Source organism: Pseudoalteromonas sp. JC3 (genome assembly GCF_030291895.1).
Classification (GTDB): domain Bacteria; phylum Pseudomonadota; class Gammaproteobacteria; order Enterobacterales; family Alteromonadaceae; genus Pseudoalteromonas.
Map to the genome: position 1 here is coordinate 652,231 of NZ_CP127855.1, position 20,217 is coordinate 672,447.

At 40.2% G+C, this 20,217-nt stretch carries 16 protein-coding genes; all 16 read left to right on the forward strand.

Translation table 11 applies throughout. The features are described 5' to 3' along the window. The first annotated feature begins 13 nt into the window (after window positions 1-13). The 16 genes from QSH61_RS02795 (at window position 14) to QSH61_RS02870 (ending at window position 19,712) form a co-directional block, all read left to right on the forward strand. Window positions 14-2,248, forward strand: coding sequence for a polysaccharide biosynthesis tyrosine autokinase (locus tag QSH61_RS02795; protein ID WP_206471470.1), 2,235 nt, complete (start codon window positions 14-16; stop codon window positions 2,246-2,248). A 241-nt stretch (window positions 2,249-2,489) separates the two neighbouring features. Next, window positions 2,490-3,770 carry a Vi polysaccharide biosynthesis UDP-N-acetylglucosamine C-6 dehydrogenase TviB gene (gene tviB, locus QSH61_RS02800; RefSeq protein WP_502935076.1) on the forward strand — a complete coding sequence of 427 codons (1,281 nt, stop codon included), beginning with the start codon at window positions 2,490-2,492 and terminating at the stop codon, window positions 3,768-3,770. A 13-nt stretch (window positions 3,771-3,783) separates the two neighbouring features. Further along, window positions 3,784-4,740, forward strand: a complete 957-nt coding sequence (locus QSH61_RS02805) for a Gfo/Idh/MocA family oxidoreductase (RefSeq protein ID WP_206471468.1) — start codon at window positions 3,784-3,786, stop codon at window positions 4,738-4,740. A gap of 3 nt (window positions 4,741-4,743) precedes the next feature. Beyond that, window positions 4,744-5,319, forward strand: a complete 576-nt coding sequence (locus QSH61_RS02810) for an acyltransferase (protein ID WP_206471467.1) — start codon at window positions 4,744-4,746, stop codon at window positions 5,317-5,319. A 20-nt stretch (window positions 5,320-5,339) separates the two neighbouring features. Then, complete coding sequence (locus tag QSH61_RS02815) at window positions 5,340-6,404, forward strand: DegT/DnrJ/EryC1/StrS family aminotransferase (RefSeq protein WP_206471466.1); 1,065 nt, start codon at window positions 5,340-5,342, stop codon at window positions 6,402-6,404. A 5-nt stretch (window positions 6,405-6,409) separates the two neighbouring features. Beyond that, window positions 6,410-7,639, forward strand: a complete 1,230-nt coding sequence (locus QSH61_RS02820) for a lipopolysaccharide biosynthesis protein (RefSeq protein ID WP_206471465.1) — start codon at window positions 6,410-6,412, stop codon at window positions 7,637-7,639. Further along, window positions 7,627-8,739: a glycosyltransferase gene (locus tag QSH61_RS02825; RefSeq protein ID WP_206471464.1), complete on the forward strand. Its 1,113-nt coding sequence runs from the start codon at window positions 7,627-7,629 to the stop codon at window positions 8,737-8,739. The genes QSH61_RS02820 and QSH61_RS02825 overlap by 13 nt, the downstream gene beginning before the upstream one ends. A gap of 1 nt (window position 8,740) precedes the next feature. Beyond that, complete coding sequence (locus QSH61_RS02830; RefSeq protein ID WP_206471463.1) at window positions 8,741-10,069, forward strand: hypothetical protein; 1,329 nt, start codon at window positions 8,741-8,743, stop codon at window positions 10,067-10,069. 11 nt (window positions 10,070-10,080) lie between these two features. Next, the gene (asnB, locus tag QSH61_RS02835) at window positions 10,081-11,988 is read left to right on the forward strand and encodes an asparagine synthase (glutamine-hydrolyzing) (RefSeq protein WP_206471462.1); all 1,908 of its coding nucleotides are present in this window, start codon (window positions 10,081-10,083) and stop codon (window positions 11,986-11,988) included. Continuing rightward, a complete protein-coding gene (locus QSH61_RS02840; protein WP_206471461.1) occupies window positions 11,975-13,105 on the forward strand; it encodes a glycosyltransferase family 4 protein in 1,131 nt (376 codons plus the stop codon). The genes asnB and QSH61_RS02840 overlap by 14 nt, the downstream gene beginning before the upstream one ends. Further along, on the forward strand, window positions 13,095-14,210 hold the full coding sequence (locus QSH61_RS02845) for a glycosyltransferase family 4 protein (protein WP_206471460.1): 1,116 nt from the start codon (window positions 13,095-13,097) through the stop codon (window positions 14,208-14,210). Before QSH61_RS02840 ends, QSH61_RS02845 begins: the two co-directional genes overlap by 11 nt. A gap of 55 nt (window positions 14,211-14,265) precedes the next feature. Further along, window positions 14,266-15,480 carry a glycosyltransferase family 4 protein gene (locus QSH61_RS02850; RefSeq protein WP_206471459.1) on the forward strand — a complete coding sequence of 405 codons (1,215 nt, stop codon included), beginning with the start codon at window positions 14,266-14,268 and terminating at the stop codon, window positions 15,478-15,480. Window positions 15,481-15,484: 4 nt separating this feature from the next. Further along, a complete protein-coding gene (locus tag QSH61_RS02855) occupies window positions 15,485-16,168 on the forward strand; it encodes a PIG-L deacetylase family protein (protein ID WP_206471458.1) in 684 nt (227 codons plus the stop codon). A gap of 30 nt (window positions 16,169-16,198) precedes the next feature. Continuing rightward, a complete protein-coding gene (locus QSH61_RS02860) occupies window positions 16,199-16,741 on the forward strand; it encodes a sugar transferase (protein ID WP_286123127.1) in 543 nt (180 codons plus the stop codon). An 8-nt stretch (window positions 16,742-16,749) separates the two neighbouring features. Further along, window positions 16,750-17,571, forward strand: coding sequence for a formyltransferase family protein (locus QSH61_RS02865; RefSeq protein WP_206471456.1), 822 nt, complete (start codon window positions 16,750-16,752; stop codon window positions 17,569-17,571). A 179-nt stretch (window positions 17,572-17,750) separates the two neighbouring features. Then, window positions 17,751-19,712, forward strand: a complete 1,962-nt coding sequence (locus QSH61_RS02870; RefSeq protein ID WP_206471455.1) for a polysaccharide biosynthesis protein — start codon at window positions 17,751-17,753, stop codon at window positions 19,710-19,712. Window positions 19,713-20,217 lie beyond the last annotated feature (505 nt).

The window sequence follows — 20,217 nt, forward strand, 5'->3', positions numbered from 1 at the left end:
GATCCGTGAGTATATGAATGCTCAGCCAAATCTTATCTCTAACCAAAAGTCATCAAAAGAAGAGACGCAAGAAATCGATTTAATGGCGCTAGTTGGCGCATTATTAGATGCTAAGTTTTTTATCGCAGGCATTACTGCACTATTTATGTTGTTAGGCATAGCCTACGCAATATTTAGCACGCCAATCTACCAAGCAACTGCAATGGTACAGGTAGAGGAAAAGGGCGGTTCTGTTCCCGGTTTTGATGATATGTCTGGTATGTTTGAAAGTACCTCTGCCGCAGTAACCGAAATTGAGCTACTAAAATCTAGAAGCGTTATTGGTGAAGCGGTCGACACATTAAATTTAGATACCGTTGTCGAACCAAAACTATTTCCACTATTTGGTGGCCGCAGCTTCCGTAAATTTGTTGCACAAAGTGAAGGCGAAGTAGCAGAGCCAAGCCTCGGCGCGAGTTCTTATGCGTGGGGCGGTGAGCAAGTTGAAATACACCGATTTAAAGTGCCAAGTAGTGCCATAAGTACTTCTTTTATATTACAAGCTAGGGCTGATGAGTCATTTGTATTGTTAACAAGTGATGGTGACGAAGTACTTGCAGGTAAAGTGGGCGAAGAAGTAAAGCAAGGCCAATTTGAGCTAACTATTAAGACTTTGATAGCACGTCCAGAGACCGAGTTTTCAATCGTTAAACGTAACCGTCTTCAGACGATTTTAGATCTGCAAAGTGCAATATCCGCGTCTGAGAAGGGGAAAGACTCAGGTATTATTAACTTGGCACTTCAGAGTGCTAGTCCTGAATATGCAGAAAAAGTGCTCGATAAAGTGGCTGGTATTTATGTGCGTCGCAACGTAGAGCGTAATAGCGCGGAGGCGCAGCAGTCTCTTGAGTTTTTAGAGGTGCAGCTTCCAGAGGTTAAACGCAACCTAGAACATGCAGAAAAAGCCTTTAATGACTACCAAATTCGCCAAGAGTCCATTGATATTAGCCTAGAAACACAAGGCGTTTTAGAGCAAATTGTAAAACTAGAAACTAAACTGCAAGAGTTGGAGTTAAAGCGTTTAGAACTTGGCCGTAAATTTAAACGTGAACACCCCTCTTATCGCGGTGTGGTAGAGCAAATTGATACTGTAAAACGCCAGCGAAACGACCTTGCAGGAGAGGTTCAGGGCTTACCAGAGACTCAGCGCGAGCTGCTACGTTTAAAGCGTGATGTAGAAGTAAATAACGAAATCTACACGCTGCTTTTGGGTAAAACGCAAGAGTTAGATATTGTGCGTGCGGGTACGGTAGGTAACGTTCGCATAGTGGATTACGCAGAGGTAAATACTACCCAGCCAGTCAAACCTAAAAAAGCATTAATCGTTGTGATGGCAACCATGTTGGGCGGAATGTTAGCCGTTGCTATTGTACTGGTGCAAAAAGCACTGCACAAAGGTATTGAAGATCCAGCGGAAATAGAAGCATTAGGTTTGCCTGTATATGCCAGCGTGCCATTCTCAGAGTACCAAGTGAAACTCACAGGTTTTGCAAAGGCGCGTAAGGGCAAAGTGGCAAAGGCAAAATCTATACTTGCCATGGATAACCCAGCAGACCTTTCTGTTGAGGCGCTACGTAGCCTCCGTACAAGTTTGCACTTTGCTATGCTAGAAGCAAAAAACAATGTTATTGCTATCTCAGGCCCAAGCCCTGGCGTGGGTAAATCCTTTATTACCGTAAACCTTGCCACTGTGCTGGCACAAAGCGGCAAACGCATTCTTGTTATTGACGCTGATATGCGTAAAGGATACCTGCAAACTCAGTTTGGCATGAAATGGGATGACGGTTTAAGTGATTACCTCTCTGGCCGATTGAATTTAGCGCAGGTGATTAAGCCAAGCCAAGTTGAAGGTTTGCAAGTAATGACCCGAGGCCAAATACCGCCGAACCCATCAGAGCTACTAATGCATGAAAACTTTAGCAAGTTGATTGGTGAAGTGAGCAAAATGTACGACTTAGTTATTATTGATACACCGCCAATCTTAGCGGTAACAGACCCTGCTATTGTGAGTGCACATGCAGGCACAACATTACTAGTAACCCGTTTTGGTCAAAACCATGCAAAAGAGCTAGAAATTACACGTAACCGTTTTGAGCAAAGTGGTATTGATGTAAAAGGAGTGGTATTTAACGGTGTTGTTCGTAAATCAACTAATGCCTATGGTTACTACGGCTACTACAACTACGAGTACAAGTCAGATAAAGCATAGCAGGTTATGTCGCTGCAACCCGTAGCAGCGACTTTACGTCGCGACTCGTAGAACGACTTTACGTTACGACCGTAGTAGCGACTCGTAGCAACGACTTTACGTTACGACTCGTAGCAGCGACTTTATGTCGCGACCCGTAACAAAAATTAAAATTGCGGCCAAATATAAAACGACAAGAGCGGTCGGACATATTCCTTAACTTTCTTCTAAAGAAATCAAAATTAAACATTCACCAAGCGAGATGTATATGGATTTAAATAAAGTAAAAATTGGTGTTATAGGGTTAGGCTACGTCGGCCTTCCTCTAGCGGTAGAGTTTGGTAAAAAGTATCCAACCTTAGGTTTCGATATTAACCAGAACAGAATTCAGGAGTTAGAGAATGGACATGACTCAACACTCGAAGTAAGCGATACTGAACTAGCAAATACAAGTCACCTCACATATTCGAGCACTAAGCTGGACCTTGCAGAGTGTAATATCTACATCGTTACGGTTCCTACACCTATAGATGAAACCAATGCTCCTGACTTAAATCCACTGCGAAAAGCTTCAACGCTGCTGGGTGAGTTTGTCAAAAAAGGCGATATAGTTATATATGAGTCAACAGTTTACCCGGGAGCCACGGAAGAAGTTTGCTTACCAATCATTGAGAAAGTTTCAGGGTTGAAATTCAATCAAGACTTCTATGCGGGCTACTCTCCGGAGCGAATTAATCCTGGCGATAAAGTGAATACGCTAACAAAGATCATGAAGATTACTTCGGGTTCAACACCTGAAGTAGGTAAATTTGTCGATAACCTTTATGGCTCAATCATTACTGCCGGTACTCACCTAGCTAGCTCACTTAAGGTCGCAGAAGCTGCCAAAGTAATAGAGAATACACAGCGAGACTTGAATATTGCAATTATTAATGAGTTTGCAAAAATCTTCAATCGACTAGGAATTGATACTGAGGAGGTGCTAAATGCGGCAGGAACTAAATGGAACTTTCTCAAGTTTAAACCGGGCTTAGTTGGTGGGCACTGTATTAGTGTTGATCCGTATTATCTTACACACAAAGCGCAAGAAGTTGGTTATCGCCCTGAAGTTATTTTAGCTGGTCGTCGAATTAACGATGGCATGGGCGAATATGTAGCAACTCAGCTGGTTAAGAAGTTAGCAAGCAAAAAAATTCACATTGATGAAGCTAAAGTACTTATTCTTGGATTTACCTTCAAAGGTGATTGTCCTGATGTGAGAAATACTAAAATAATTGATGTTGTTAGAGAATTACAAGACTTTAATATGAGCGTAGATGTTTATGATGGCTGGGCTAATTCTGAAGAAGTAAAGCACGAATATGGTATTGAGCTGGTAACGGTACTTGAAGAAGGGAAATATGACGGTGTGGTTTTAGCTGTTGATCACTCAGAGCTAAAAGAAATGGGCGAAGCGAAATTACGTTCATTCGGAAAAGAAAACCACGTACTTTATGATGTAAAGCATGTTTTAAAACCAAATGAAGCCGACATTAGATTGTAAACGGAAGAAGACAATGAAAAATTTTGCATTAATAGGCGCCGCTGGATATATAGCTCCAAGACACTTAAAAGCAATTAAAGAGACGGGCAATAACTTAGTTGTTGCAATGGATATAAATGACTCTGTTGGTATTATGGATAGCCATTTTCCAAATGCTGAGTTTTTTACAGAGTTTGAAGATTTCACGGCTTTTGTAGAAGACCAAGCGTTAAAAGGTAATAAGCTTGACTACATTGCAATTTGTAGCCCCAACTATCTACATGCACCCCACATGAAGTATGCTCTAAAAAATGGTATTGACGTTATTTGTGAAAAGCCTTTAGTACTTCACTCTACAGATATGGATGTACTAAAAGACTACGAGCGAAAGTACGGCGCAAAAGTGAATTCAATTCTACAGCTGCGTTTACACCCATCAATTATCGCGTTAAAAGAAAAAGTGGCAGCAGCACCTAGAGACAAAGTATTTGATGTTGATTTAACCTACATGACATCGCGTGGCAAATGGTACATGAAGTCTTGGAAAGGCTTTGATCATAAATCAGGTGGTGTAGCAACGAATATCGGTGTGCATTTCTACGACATGCTGCATTTCATCTTCGGTGAACTAAAAAGCAACGAAGTGCACTTCAGAGATGAGAAAACAGCAAGTGGTTATCTAGAGTATGAGCGTGCACGTGTCAAATGGTTCTTATCAATTGACTCAAAAAATCTACCAGATAACGCTATTCAGGGTGAAAAGCTGACTTACCGTAGTATCACTATTAATGATGGTGATAATACTGAAGAGTTAGAGTTCTCAGGTGGTTTCACAGATCTACACACTCAAAGCTATCAAAATGTATTAGCTGGCAATGGTTTTGGTATTGACGCAAACCGTATTGCAATTGGGACGGTAGAAAAAATTCGTGTTCAAGATGTCGTTGAGGCCGGTGAAAAAGCACATCCACTGTTATACAAGGTACTTTAGTCTATGAACTACCATGTCCATGAAAGCGCCATTGTTGATGATGGTGCGCAAATTGGCGCAAACACACGTGTATGGCACTTTGTCCACGTGTGTGGTGGTGCGCAAATCGGTGAAGGTTGCTCTCTGGGTCAAAATGTTTTTGTCGGCAACAGAGTGACAATAGGGAACAATGTAAAAGTACAAAACAATGTCTCAGTGTATGACAATGTTCACCTAGAAGATGACGTGTTTTGTGGGCCGAGTATGGTTTTTACCAATGTGTATAACCCGCGTTCATTTATCGAGCGAAAAACAGAATATCGCGACACCTTAGTAAAACGTGGTGCAACGTTAGGTGCAAATAGCACCATAGTCTGTGGTGTAACTATTGGTGAATACTCACTGGTTGGTGCAGGTGCTGTAATCAATAAAGACGTAAAACCCTTTGCTCTTATGGTTGGCGTACCGGCCAAACAAATTGGCTGGATAAGCAAATATGGTGAGCAGCTAGACCTACCGCTCGAAGGAAATGGTACAGCAACTTGTGAACACACAGGCGAGCAATACCAGTTAGAAAATGGCTTTGTTTCAATTAAGTAATTCGTAGAAGTAATTATTAAATGCAATTTATAGATTTAGCTGCGCAATATCAGCACTTAAAAGAAAAAATCGATGCTCGCATTCAAGCAGTGTTAGACCATGGTCACTATATCATGGGTCCTGAAGTACAAGAGTTAGAGCAACAGTTATCAGAATATGTCGGTGTTAAACATACCATTAGCTGCGCAAATGGCACTGATGCATTAACGCTCGCGCTGATGGTGTTAGATGTTAAAGAAGGTGATGCGGTTTTTTGTCCGACATTTACGTTCTTCGCAACAGCAGAAACCATTGCTTTTGAAGGTGCAATGCCAGTATTTGTTGATTCTAATGAAGATACATTCAATATTTGCCCAATAGACCTAGAAAAGCGCATTGAAGCTGTAATCGCACAGGGTAAATTAAAACCTAAAGCAATTATTGCAGTTGACTTATTTGGCTTACCTGCTGATTATCCTGCACTTAGAAAAATCGCTGATAAGTATGATTTAAAGATTATCGAAGATGCTGCGCAGGGTTTTGGTGGAGAGATCAACGCCAAGCGAGCTGGGTCATTTGGCGATATCGCAACAACTAGCTTTTTCCCTGCTAAACCTCTAGGCTGTTATGGAGATGGTGGTGCGCTATTCACAGACAATGATGAATATGCTGCATTATTACAATCGTATCGAGTACATGGTAAGGGTAAAGACAAATACGATAATGTTCGTATCGGTATGAATTCTCGCCTGGATACGATTCAAGCCGCAATTTTGTTAGAAAAGTTAGCCGCATTCCCGCAAGAGTTGACTAACAGAAATAGAGCTGCGGAAAAGTACACTGCTGAATTAAAAGATACATATAAAACGCCATTTGTACCTGAGGGTTATCTAAGCTCTTGGGCACAATATACGCTAATGGCGGAAGATCGTGACGCAGAAATGGCTAAATACAAAGCCGAAGGCATTCCGACGATGGTTTACTATGGCACATGTATGCATCAGCAAAGCGCATTTAAAGCGTTGGGATACCAGGAAGGGGACTTCCCAGTCGCAGAGAGACTAGCTAAAACTGTATTTAGCTTACCTATGCACGGGTATTTATGAGGCTTTTGAGGCTTGCACTTCCGCTTGTGATTGGCAGTGGAGTAGGGCAAATTATTACCCTATTGATAACTCCACTGCTGACCCGCTACTACAGTGATGTAGATTTCGGTGAGTGGGCCTTTTTTCTGGCCATAACAACGGTTATTATTACTGGCAGTGCATTTAGGTATGACTTAAGTATTCTCTTACCTTCCTCAAAGAAAGATGCTTTAAGGTTGAGTGTAGTCTCGGTCAAGAATATCTTGGTCACTACATTTGTAAGCTGTGCGTTTGTTTTCTGTTTTTATTTATTTAATCCAATTGGTTTCGAGAGCTTATACCTGTTTATTCCAATTTCGGTTTTAGTTGGTGGTATAAATTTAGTCTTAACGGCCAATCTTAACTACAAAAAAGAATACAAGTTAATCGCGTTTGCTAAGTTGTATCAAACGCTAAGTACTGTGTGTTTTAATCTTGTATTTTGTTTCTATAGTGCTTTTTCTTTTGATGGTTCAGGGTTAGTTTTAGCGACTATTTTAGGGCAGCTAGTATGTTTGGTTTATTTAAAATACTATCTAAATTTAACTACCTCGACATTTATAAGAGTACTAAATATAAAATATTCCAAGAAGCTGGCTACTAAATATTATGACTTTGCCGTTTACTCTTTGCCGGCTTGCTTAATTGGTTGTGTTCTTACAAGCTTCCCTGTTTATATGCTAGAGTTTTTGTTTTCCACTAATATTGTGGGTCAATACTCTTTAGCTAATAGGGTCCTGATGACTCCGCTAATGCTCGTTGGGACAGGGTTGTCTCAAGTTTTTTTTAAGCACTTTTCTGAGAAGGTCGCAAGCCAGGAATGTATACTTGTGGACTTTTATAGGATATGGCTTTCCTCATTAGCAATCTGTATTATCCCTGCGACTTTGGTCTATATTTTTGCAGAGCCTGTTTCACAGTTTATCTTTGGTGAGCAGTGGTCAGTTGCAGGTCAAATAATTTCTCTATTAATATTTCCAATTATTTTAAACTTCTGTATCAATTTGGTGTCTTCAAGCCATGCTGTTCTTAGATTACAGCATTTGGCACTTTATTTTTCTATACTAATGCTTTTGGGAAAAATGATATCAAGTTATTTGTATTCAGAAGACTATACAAGTTTGCTTTTATTTTATGCGTTAGTAGATCTATTTGCGGTATTAATTATGAATGCAATAGTAGTTTATAAATTGAGGGGTGGGATTTGGAAGTCTTAATGCTTTTAAGGTCACCGATCGACAATGATTCCAGGGTTAAGAAAGAGATTAACTCCTTGAGAAAGGAAGGCGTTGACATTACATTGCTGAGTGTTAATGGTTCCAAGCTGGATGGCGTTAAAAATCATGTTCATGAATTTGAATCAAAGAGAAGGTTAATTCCAGGTGTTTCTGGTATTTTAGCTTTTTTTACTTTTTTATTTTTTTCTCTTAGGTATTTTAATAAACATGATGTTATTCATGCTCATGATCTGAATGCTTTGCCTATCGCAGCAATAATAAAACTTGTTAACTTTTTTAAGCGCCCAAAAATTGTTTATGATAGTCATGAGCTTGCAATTAATGATGTTCCGAATGAGACATATTTCAGCTCAAAAAGAAAGTATCTTTTGGAGCGCTTATTTATTCGATTTGCAGATGAGGTCATTACTGTAAGCCCTATGATAGCTGAGCGTTATAGTGAATTATATAGAATAAACCTTCCTTCAGTTGTTCACAATTGTCCTAATTACCAACAGGTTAAAAAACAAAATATATTTAGGGAGTTTTTTGATATTCCGGAGGATAATATCATTTTCCTCTATCAAGGAGCGCTTTGCTCGGGAAGAGGGATTGAAGACATCCTGAATACTTTTACATCGTTAGATGGTAATGATAAATCACTTGTTTTCATGGGTTATGGAGGCTTAGAGGGGCTAATAAAAAGCTATCAGGCCAAACATGATAATATTCACTTCCATCCAGCAGTAGCCCAAAATGTATTACTTGATTATACATCTTCGGCTGACTTTGGGATTGCTTTGATTGAGGATACTTGTGAAAGTTATCGTTTATGTATGCCAAATAAAATTTTCGAATATCTAATGGCTGGGCTACCTATAATTGTTTCAAACTTAGTTGAAATGAAACGACTGGTAAATAAGTACGATGTGGGTGTAGTGGCCCATTCGAATAATGCAAGTGACGTTGTTAGTGCAATGCTTAAAGCATCCGAACTTGATAAAACTATACTTGAGAACAATGTAAAGCGAGTTAGCCTAGATTTTAATTGGGAAGTTGAAGCAGAAAAGCTTTGTTCTATTTATAAGAGATTGAATTAACGTGTGGCTTGACACTTTATTAGCATTTTTGGGAATTGTAGTTGTATGGAAAGTAACTAATTGTAAAGTCTTTCCATCACCACAGCTTACACTTTTGGTTGGTTATTTATTGTACTATTATGTTGGTGTGATTATTAACCATGATGAGCCATATTTAAGAGACTCTGAGTATTTTGATAACTTGGTTTGGTTAACTAGAAGTGGGTTTCTAGCTATTTTTATAGCGAGTGTAATCACTAGTCGATGGCAGAGTTTAAACTTTGAGTATTACTATAACCAGTATAAACAAGAACCAGATATAGCTGAGGAGTGGTTGGGACCACACTTGATACCCTTATCAATCTTAATGCTGGCTTTGGTTGTACTGTATTTGCTTATCATACCAGTGCAGCCACTCATAATTATGTTTACGGACCCTTCTAATCTCATCTATGCGAGGGAAGCTGCAACAGTAGGCTTGAGTTCTTTTGCATTCTTTTCAAACTTTTTTTATGACTTTATGCCTTTGATATGGGTAATGCTTTTTTTAACAGGGAGAGTTAAGTGGGCCTACTTTTTATTGTTTGCTAATTTAATTGTCTTATTGTCTACAGGGCAAAAGTCTCCCGTTGTTTATGTGTTAATTGTTTTCTTATGTACAACAGGCTTTTTGAGAGGCAACTTTAATTATGCAAAAACATTCAGGCTTTTCCTGTTTGCATTTTTTATATTGGTAGCAATTGTTTATATCCAGAATGCTCATTTGTTTAGTGGTCTTGACCTAGAAAGTATTTCGTCAAGCATGGATGGTTTAATCCGAAGAACGTTTTTCGTAGGTCCTGATTCTGTTGTGGGGTATTTGAGTACCTTTCCGGATTATCACCCATTTATAATTGACTCACAAACAGATGTTCCACCAGATAAGATTGTTTATCAAAAAGTATATGGCTTAGATGTAGAAGGTACAATGAATTCAAATTCCTTGGCTTTCTTTTATGGTTGGTATGGTGATAAACACATTGCTTCTGTCTTGTACTTTAGTGTTATAATGCTTTTCTTTATGACACCATTTTTGTTGTCTTTTCTTAAAGCTCCTAAAACTCTAAGCGTGGCAATTTTCTTATTGTTTTATCTGTTAATAGTAAAATTCAATATAACGGATTGGTATACTATTTACTTTGTTTTCATATTGCCTTTTATGGTGATTAATGGGCTTCTTATTTTAACTAAGTTTACCCTTAACCTGGGAAGTGGGACTATTTCATATAGTACGACATATTTTTCAGTGGTTGTCAGTGTGTTAATGTTATTGTATTTCCTTCAGGGAAAGGTTAAAGGTTTGCTTTCTTAGGTGGTTGATTTATGTGCGGAATATTTACAGCAATTAATAATGACAAAAAAGAGCTAGATATTATAAAGCTCTTAAATAGTATCAATCATCGAGGGCCTGATGATTTTGGCTGGGCTAGTTGGCAAGATTCATCTGCAGAGTTTTCGAAAGAAGAAAAATTGCCCTCCGGAGAAGTTATTCAAGGTCATGCTAGGTTATCTATTCTTGACTTATCTCCTCTTGGTTGGCAACCAATGCGTTCTGCATGTGGTAACTACTCGCTGTGCTATAACGGTGAAGTTTATAACTATATAGAGTTAAGAGAAGAGCTTGAGCAAGAGGGCGTGAGCTTTGTCTCGAATAGTGATAGTGAAGTAATTTTATATGCGCTAATAAAATGGGGAGAAAACGCAATATCTCGTTTCAGAGGGATGTTTGCATTCACGTTTTATGATTCTGTAAATAAAGAGTTGCTAGTAGTTAGGGATTTTTTTGGAATAAAGCCGTTATACTACGCGCAGGTAAACAATAATATTTATTTTGCATCTGAAGTAGAGCAGCTTAACTTGCTCGAGGATGTAGAAAATACGATCGATTCTCAAATGGTTTACGAATACATGCTGTCGGGTGCGACAGATCATTCTACAGACACCATGTATTCTTCCATAAAGCAATTTCCTTCAGCCCATTATGCCAAAATCAAAGTTGGAGAAGTCGTAAAGATCGAGCCCATTAGGTATTGGGATATAGATCTTAGCAATAAAATTACCCCGACATTTGAAAATGCTGTTAGCAAAGTAAGAGAGCTGTTTTTAGACAGTGTAAGGCTACATATGCGTAGCGATGTTCCAATAGGTGCTGCGCTGTCAGGAGGGATTGACTCTTCAGCTATTGTTTGTGCAATCCGCCACCTATACCCTGAGCAAGAAATTCACTCATTCAGTTTTATTGCGGACAATGACAATTTAAGTGAAGAGAAGTGGATTGATATTGTTAACTCTCATGTGAACGCAAAAGCTCATAAGATCAGAGTAAAGAGAGAAGAGTTGGTACAAGATCTTGATGACCTGGTCCGCACTCAAGGTGAACCTTTCGGAAGTACAAGTATATACGCTCAATACAGAGTTTTTAAAGAAGCGAAGGATAAGGGTATTACGGTGATGCTGGATGGGCAAGGAGCTGATGAGATGCTAGCCGGCTACATTTTTTTCCAAGCTTCACTGCTTGCAGGGCTTATACGGCAAGGTAAATTACTAAAAGCAAGACGCTTCTATCGCTCTTGTATCGAAAATACAAGTTCAACTTCCAATTACTTGATACAAACTACTGTGCGAGAGCTATTGCCAGTATCTTTAGCTCAAAAATTGAAAAAGGTCTTTATACCAAGCAAGAGGCTGCCATGGTTATCAGAGTCTTGGATGCTAGAGAATGGGGTTAGTGATGCAAATAAATTTAAAAGAAAAGTTGACAAGAAGCACCCTGTAAATGCGCATCTTAAAAGTAACTTGACTGAACTAGGCTTGCCTCATTTACTTCGCTATGAGGACAGAGATTCAATGCGTTGGTCAATTGAAAGCAGAGTTCCATTTTTACATGTTGAATTAGTCGAATACTTATACTCATTGCCTGAAGAGTATCTTCTCAATGAAGAAGGGACGAGTAAGTATGTGTTTAGAGAAGCAATGAGAGGAATCGTTCCTGACGAAATTCTAGACAGGAAGGATAAAATTGGTTTCGCAACACCGGAAAGGGACTGGCTAACCAAAATGGAAAGCTGGGTCAATGACAAACTAGATAAAGCTGAATCCTTGCCAATGTTTAATTCTTCTGAATTGAAACAAGAATGGGAAAAGGTGCTTTCAGGAGAGATAAAGTTTGACTTCAGGTGCTGGCGTTGGTTAAACCTAATTACTTGGTTAGATAGAAATGAAACAAAATAAAGTAATTAGCCTAGTCTTAAATAACTTTACTAATGACTCAAGGGTACTCAAGGAGGCCCAATCTATTCAGTCATTTGGCTACGATATTAAAGTACTGGCATTGCATGAAAATGGTCTAAAAGAGCATGAAACCGTCGATGAGGTGTCAGTGCATCGTATTAAGCTATCCTCAAAAAACTGGAGTAAAAATAGATTTGTTCAAATGTTCAAATACTTTGAACTTGCAGCCAAGGTCATTAAAGGATATCGCAAAGCTAATATAGTCCATTGTCATGATCTTTCTGCATTGCCAATCGCTTGTTTAATGAAGTGGTTGTCTTTGGGAAAGTTAAAGCTAATTTATGATAGTCATGAATATGCAGTTAATGATCTTCCTTTTGAAAGTAAAAGCAGGCAAAAGATAAAAAAAATTATTGAAGGCGTGCTTATTAAGTCGGCTGATGCTGTCATCACCGTGAGTGATGGAATCGCAAATTTGTACCAACAACAATATAACCTCAGTACAAAGCCTTTTGTTGTACTTAATTGCCCAAAACGTCAAGAAGTTCGCCCTTCCAATAAGCTTAAATCAGCACTTGGAATAGACGATGATTGTTTTGTATTCCTTTACCAAGGGGTACTTTCTCGCGGTAGAGGGATACAGCAGTTAATTGATGCTTTCAAGGCAGACAAAAAGACAAATAGAGCATTAGTCTTAATGGGCTATGGAGAGTTAACCGATAGTATTAAAGCACAGCAAGATGACAGAATATTTTATCATCCTGCCGTTCCTCCTTCAGAGATTTTAGACTACACCTCTTCAGCAGATTGTGGTGTAGCTTTGATAGAAGATTCATGCCTGAGCTATCGCTATTGCCTTCCAAACAAAATGTTTGAGTATTTTATGGCTGGCTTGCCTGTAATTGTGTCAAACTTACCTGAAATGAAAGCCATTGTTGAAAAGTTCAATGTTGGTTTGGTGACTCCGAGCAATGATGTTTCTGACTTCTTAAGTACGATTGAAAATTTGCAGCAAATAAGTTCAAGTGAGCTATCGAAGCAGCTTGAACTGCTGAACTCAGAGTACAATTGGATCAGTCAAGCAAATGTGTTGAAGGATGTATATAATGGATTATAAGGTAGTTCATTTAACAACTGCTCACCCTCGTTATGATACGAGAATCTTTGTTAAGATGTGTTGCTCACTTGCGAAAGAGAATTACGATGTATCGTTGATAGTTGCAGATGGTAAAGGGGATGAAATAAATAGCTCCGTGAACATCATTGACGTAGGTTCGGCGACTGGAAATCGAATATTAAGAATGACAAAAACAGTAGAGAGAGCATTTAAACAGGCGCTTTTACTGGACGCCGACCTCTATCATTTGCACGATCCTGAGTTGCTTCAAGTTGCTTCAAAATTGAAAAAAAATGGCAAGAAGGTTATTTTTGATGCGCATGAGGATTTGCCTGTTCAAATTTTGAGTAAGCCCTACTTGAACCCAGTTGTCGCAAAAGGGGTTTCTGTTCTAGCTCGTTTCTATGAAAAATGGGTTTGCTCTAGAATTGACGGTGTTATAGCTGCAACTCCTTTCATTCGAGATAAATTCTCAAAAATAAATGCTAACACTATAGACGTAAATAACTTCCCTAGGTTGGAAGAGTTTAGCGAAGAGCCTTCGCGAGATTTCACGAACAGAAAGAGTTGTTGTTACATTGGTGGAATTACAAAAGTACGTGGGATCATCGAAAATGTGCAAGCGTTGGAGCATGTGAATGATGGTATTGAGCTTTTGTTGGCTGGCAGCTTCTTGGAAAAGAATATCCGAGCGAACGTAACAGAATTAAATGGGTGGGCCAAAGTTAAAGAACTTGGCTTTTTAAATCGCAATGGAGTTAGGAGTGTATTGCAACAATCATTTGTTGGTCTAGTTACGCTACACCCCATTAGGAACTATCAAGATGCTTTACCCGTGAAAATGTTTGAGTATATGGCTTCTGGAATTCCAGTGATTTATACCGATATAGAGTATTGGAGAAGCATTGTTGAACCAGAAGCGTGCGGTATTGCAGTAGATCCTTTTGATCTCAAAGCAGTTGCAAACGCTATCAATGATTTAGCTGAAAATCTTGAGCTCGCGAAAGAAATGGGTAGTAGAGGTCGTAAAGCCGTTTTGGAAAAGTACAACTGGTCTGTTGAAGTTAAAAAACTGATAGATTTCTATAAAGATGTTCTCTCTTAGTTTATTAAGTACAGCAGTGGGAAAGCAGCTCTAAAAGCAATGGCAATATAACCTTATGAAAATTCTTATCGTATCCCAATATGCGGGTTCTCAGAAGCATGGCATGGTGTTTAGGAATTACTCTTTAGCTAAAGAGTGGGTAGCGATGGGGCATCAAGTCACTATTCTCGCTTCTTCCTATTCTCACTCTCGCAATTTTCAACCAAATATTAAAGGGCGAATAGATGAAGAGTGGATTGAAGGGATCAGATACCTTTGGGTATGGGGACCAAAATTAAAAAACAGTGCAATAGGTCGTATTGTTATGATGTTTGCCTTTTGGTTTCAGTCTTACTTTGTAAGTAAGCTCGAGCCTGATTACGACATAGTGATTGCTTCATCACCTCACCCATTTTTGATTTATCCAGCGAAGAAAATCGCAGATAAGTGTAGTGCAAAGTTGATTTTCGATATCCGAGACCTTTGGCCATTAACTCTCACAATGGTTGGAAAGATCTCTACTTCTAACCCTATTATAAAACTGATGGACAAAGCCGAAAGCTTTGCTTGTTGCCACTCAGACCTAGTCTTGTCTGTTCCTCGTAACGCGTATCCTTATTTATCCACGAAAGGTCTTGCTGAAGACAAGTTCTTACATATAGGCAATGGTGCCTGGGAACCAACATCTTTTACCAAAGTGCCAAATAATATAATTGAAAAGATAAATGAAGCTCGTAGATGCTATAGTAGGCTGATCGGTTATACCGGTGCATTAGGGATAGTTAATGATATGGAATCACTTGTCCGGGCTTTATCGAAGAGTCCAAGCGATATCGCATTGTTCATAGTTGGTGATGGGGTTAGACGAGATGCACTGAAAGATCTTGCTGATGAGTTGGGTGTTTCCGAACGGGTATACTTTTGCGGTGTTCTAGAAAAGTCATCAATTCATGCTTTTTTAAAAGAAATGGATATCTTATATGCTGGAACGAAAAGAAATCAGCTATATGAATATGGTGTAAGTTTAACCAAGATGAATGACTACATGCTTGCCGGGAAGCCAATAGTCTACGCGGTTGGCGATGCAAATAATCCCGTTGCTCTCTCTGGGGGCGGTGTTGATTGCATACCTGAAGATGTAGAGTCTATTAGCGCAGGTATAAAAAAACTAGTATCACACAGCAATGATGAGTTACTTGCTATTGGTCAGCTTGGTTTAAATTGGTGTAGAAAGAATCAGTTGGTCACACAACAGGCTAAAAAAATATTAGATAAAATAGAGAAGGTTTAATTTAATGGAAGAAACGAACTTAGTCGTTGTTGCTCATCCTGATGATGAGGTGTTGGGGTTCGGAGCTACAGGTGCAAAGCTTGTATCTCAAGGGGAGACTGTGCAACCGATCATTTTATGTGGCAATGTAGATGTACGTACTCACAGGCCTAGTGATTCAGAATTAAATGATGACATGCTGGAAGCTAACCGTATTTTAGGCTTTAACACTCCTATTCTGGGCGGGTTACCTAATATTCGAATGAATAATGTCGATCATGTCGAGATTGTTCAATTCATTGAAAAGCAAATTTTAGCGTTTAAACCAAAGCGTATTTTTACGCATCACCCTGCAGATCTGAACGATGACCACCTGCAAGTGTCTCGTGCTTGTCTGGCTGCCAGTCGATATTATCAACGTAGAAATGACATTCCACCTCTTAAGTCACTATGTTATATGGAGGTGTTGTCGTCAACAGATTGGGGTTTTGAGGCTACAGGAGACATGTTTAAGGCTAACTTGTATGTTGAAGTCACTGAGTTCATTGAGAAGAAGCTCCAGGCGCTAGCTGCTTATCGCAACGTAATGCGAGATTTTCCTCATCCACGCAGCGCTGAAGTAGTCAAAGGTCTCGCTGCATATCGCGGAGGGCAGTCAGGGCAGATATATTCAGAAGCCTTCCAAAATATATTCCAGCAGGAGCTATAAAAAGTTATGTACTCAAAGGTATTCAAGAGAGTGATCGATATCTCAGGCTCTCTTTTCACGTTGTTGGTGTTGAGTCCCTTGCTCCTTATTACAGCTCTACTAATTAAGTTGTTCGATCGCGGGCCTTTGATTTTCGTACAACAAAGAGTGGGCAAACATGGCCAGTTGTTCAGCTTTTATAAGTTTAGAAGTATGCCAGTCAATACCGGAGATATACCATCGGACAAAATTGGACAGGTAAAATTGACCTGGATTGGCCGCGTAATTCGTCGGACCAGTATTGATGAGCTTCCCCAACTTATAAACATTCTGAAAGGTGATATGAGCTTGGTGGGTCCCCGTCCAGCAATCAATTCACAACAAAAACTGATAGCAGAACGCAAAAATAATGGCGCTATTGAGATGCGCCCTGGTTTGACTGGTCTTGCACAGGTGAATTCATTTGATGGTATGACAGTTGAGGAGAAGGCCCATTTTGACGGTGTGTACTACAAACAAGTTAGTTTTCTTACTGATGTTAAAATTGTCCTTAAAACAGTCACATATTTATTCAAGGCGCCACCAGTTTATTAGGAGTTAGCATGAAATTTGGATTTGTTACCTGCGTTCAGCTGGGGTTGTCTTGCATGGAAGCAATTTATGAGGTAAATGGTCAGTTAGATTTGGTTATAACTCTCGAAGACACTCAGGCTGTTGAGAAGTCCGGTAGGGTTTATCTGGATGATTTTTGCAACAAATATGATATTCCTCTGTTAAAGAGCCAGCATGTGAATAACCAAGAGGTGATTGACGTGTTACGAGAACGAGAAATTGACTGGTTATTCATTATTGGTTGGTCACAAATTGCCAACTCAGATCTTCTTGCTGCGCCGCAGCAAGGTGTGTTGGGGATGCATCCAACTTTATTACCTATTGGTCGTGGTCGTGCTGCTATACCTTGGGCAATACTCAAAGGCTTGGATAAGACTGGAGTCACTATGTTCAAGCTCGATGCTGGCGTTGATACCGGACCAATTGTTGAGCAGGTCGAAATTCCACTTACAGAAAATGAATATGCCGGCAACTTGTATAAAAAAGTAAATGCTGCCCATGTAGAACTCATGCAAAAATCATTTCCCATGCTGAATGAGGGTATACTGGCATTTAGAGTTCAGGACGAGTCCCAAGCGACAGTTTGGGAAGGAAGAACTCCAGCGGATGGTGAAATCGATCTACAAGGCTCGGTATATGATGCGGAGCGATTGGTTCGCGCAACCAGCAGACCATACCCTGGTGCATTTACTGAAATCGATGGCAAGAAAGTTGTTATCTGGAAGGCAAGTATGGTGCCTTGTGGCAAAGGGCCACTTATCCAGTTTCATGATGGCTCCCTTGAGTTACTCGACTTTGAAGAAGTGTCCTGAGTTAACTTTCTGGCTTTAAGTGATAAACAAGCTACGCCGTGTAGGCGAAAAAGTGGATGCGCTACATTATGGCTTGGACTCAGGTAACTAGATGCATCTGAGTTACTTTATGTTATTGAACTGATTGTACTATGCTTTAACGGCAAGTAGCTTAACTAGGACAAAAATAAGGGAACACAATGGATAGTTGGTTTCGTGCCTTACTTGGCGCATCTCGTAGCCAAAAACGACTTCTTACGCTCGTATTAGACTCTGTTTTTATAGCTTCAGCCTTTTGGTTAGCGCTTATTGTTCGCCTCGATAGCTTTGCACCACTGGCTAATTTTAAAAACTGGTTAATCCTCGCGTTATTACTCCCCATTAGCTTGGTGATATTTGTAAAACTTGGTTTATATCGCGCTGTGCTCCGTTACGTTGGGGCAAATGCTGTAGGTGCTGTTGTACTTGGTACAGTTATTAGTACCGTGATTTTAGTGTTGTCTTCATTTTTTACGCAAACCGCCATTCCTCGTACTATGCCCTTTATTTATGCGTGGTTGATGATACTTTCAGTGGGGGGATCGCGTATTTTGGTAAGAGCACTTATTTGGCGATTAACCTCATTTACTAAAACCCCAGTGGTTATTTATGGCGCTGGAGATGCAGGCCGGCAGTTAGCTACTGCGCTAGCAACAGGGCCTGACTATTATGTTACGGCGTACTTAGACGATGACGCTACCAAACATAATGCTATTATCCAAGGGATCCCCGTTGTTGCCTTTGACGAAATCTATAATTTGATAGATAAAAAGCGAGTGAATAAGGTTTTGCTTGCTTTACCAAGCGTATCGCGCTCTCGCCGTAAAGAAATACTCACTAAGTTAGAAAAACTGCCGCTCGAGGTGATGACGGTGCCAGGTATGGCAGATGTTATCGACGGTAAAGCGCAGCTTAATGAGATAAAAGAAGTTGAAATTGAAGACTTATTGGGCAGAGACCCAGTAGCGCCACAAGCAGAGCTGATGGCTGCAAATATAAAAGATAAAGTCATTATGGTAACCGGTGCAGGCGGTTCTATAGGCTCTGAACTATGCAGGCAAATTATATTAAATGGACCTAAAAAGCTGGTGCTTTTTGAGGTGTCTGAGTTTGGTTTATATAGCATTGAAAAGGAGCTGAATCAGCTTGCATTGAATAAAGGCGTATCATTGGAAATAGTACCAGTGATGGGATCGGTGCAACGTATCAACCGTATTGAAACTTGCATGAAAGCCTTTGGGGTGCAAACTGTCTATCATGCCGCAGCCTACAAGCATGTACCGCTTGTAGAGCAAAATGTTGTTGAGGGTGTTCGTAATAATGTATTTGGTACTTATTACACGGCTAAAGCCGCTATTAACGCAGGAGTAGAGACCTTTGTATTAATCTCTACAGATAAAGCGGTGCGCCCTACCAATGTAATGGGTGCAACCAAGCGTATGGCAGAGTTAGTGTTACAAGCCTTGGCTGAAAGTAAAGTAACGTCTAAAAATACCCGTTTTTGCATGGTACGTTTTGGTAATGTGCTTGGTTCTAGTGGTTCAGTTGTGCCTCTATTCCGTAAGCAGATTAAAGAAGGTGGACCAATTACCTTAACGCATAAAGATATCACCCGGTTTTTTATGACCATACCGGAAGCTGCGCAGTTAGTTATTCAGGCGGGTGCCATGGGTAAGGGTGGTGACGTATTTGTGTTAGATATGGGTGAATCTGTTAAGATCAAAGACTTAGCGACCAAAATGGTGCATCTTTCTGGCTTAGAAGTTAAATCAGAGTCAAACCCTCATGGCGATATTGAAATTGAATGCACAGGATTGCGCCCAGGTGAAAAGTTATATGAAGAGTTATTGATTGGTGACAATGTAGAAGAAACCTCTCATCCACGGATCATGACGGCCAACGAGGTAAAACTACCAATGGCAGAGCTAGAGTCTTTTATGAGTGCAATGGACACGGCTTGTCATAATTTTGATCATGAGCTTATTCGTAAATTGTTGCTAGAGGCGCCTACAGGCTTTAACCCTACAGACGGTATTTGTGATTTGGTGTGGAATGAAAAACGCCAAGTGCTTGAAGCGCAACGTGAGTCCGAGCAGAAAGTGGTTAATTTAAGAAACGTGTAACGATCTTATCGCGGAGTTATGTATTCGTAGCAGCGACTTTATGTCGCGATTTTTTATCTCGGGGTAAACCTGTTGCTACGGGGTTGGTGTTTGGAACCCTTGTCGCGGGATAAACCCGCTGCTACGGGTGGTGTTTCGGTGCTGTTGTCGCGATGCTCTTATCTCGGGATAAATCCGTTGCTTCGGGTGGTGTTTTGGTGCTGTTGTCGCGGGATAAACCCGCTGCTACGGGGTTGGCGTTTCGGTGCTGTTGTCGCGATGCTCTTATCTCGGGGTAAGCCCGTTGCTTCGGGTGGTGTTTTGGTGCTGTTGTCGCGGGATAAACCCGCTGCTACGGGTGGTGTTTCGATGCTGTTGTCGCGGGATAAACCCGCTGCTACGGGTGTGGTGTTTCGATGCTGCTGTCGCGGAGTTATGTATTCGTAGCAGCGACTTTATGTCGCGACGCTTATATCTCGGGGTAAACCCGCTGCTACGAGGTTGGGTTTTTCTATACTTCATTGTA

Coding starts and splice junctions, on each gene's coding strand:
- QSH61_RS02795 (WP_206471470.1), top strand. CDS start 14: ATGAATGCTCAGCCAAATCTTATCTCTAACCAAAAGTCATCAAAAGAA.
- tviB (WP_502935076.1), top strand. CDS start 2,490: ATGTATATGGATTTAAATAAAGTAAAAATTGGTGTTATAGGGTTAGGC.
- QSH61_RS02805 (WP_206471468.1), top strand. CDS start 3,784: ATGAAAAATTTTGCATTAATAGGCGCCGCTGGATATATAGCTCCAAGA.
- QSH61_RS02810 (WP_206471467.1), top strand. CDS start 4,744: ATGAACTACCATGTCCATGAAAGCGCCATTGTTGATGATGGTGCGCAA.
- QSH61_RS02815 (WP_206471466.1), top strand. CDS start 5,340: ATGCAATTTATAGATTTAGCTGCGCAATATCAGCACTTAAAAGAAAAA.
- asnB (WP_206471462.1), top strand. CDS start 10,081: ATGTGCGGAATATTTACAGCAATTAATAATGACAAAAAAGAGCTAGAT.
- QSH61_RS02840 (WP_206471461.1), top strand. CDS start 11,975: ATGAAACAAAATAAAGTAATTAGCCTAGTCTTAAATAACTTTACTAAT.
- QSH61_RS02845 (WP_206471460.1), top strand. CDS start 13,095: ATGGATTATAAGGTAGTTCATTTAACAACTGCTCACCCTCGTTATGAT.
- QSH61_RS02850 (WP_206471459.1), top strand. CDS start 14,266: ATGAAAATTCTTATCGTATCCCAATATGCGGGTTCTCAGAAGCATGGC.
- QSH61_RS02855 (WP_206471458.1), top strand. CDS start 15,485: ATGGAAGAAACGAACTTAGTCGTTGTTGCTCATCCTGATGATGAGGTG.
- QSH61_RS02865 (WP_206471456.1), top strand. CDS start 16,750: ATGAAATTTGGATTTGTTACCTGCGTTCAGCTGGGGTTGTCTTGCATG.
- QSH61_RS02870 (WP_206471455.1), top strand. CDS start 17,751: ATGGATAGTTGGTTTCGTGCCTTACTTGGCGCATCTCGTAGCCAAAAA.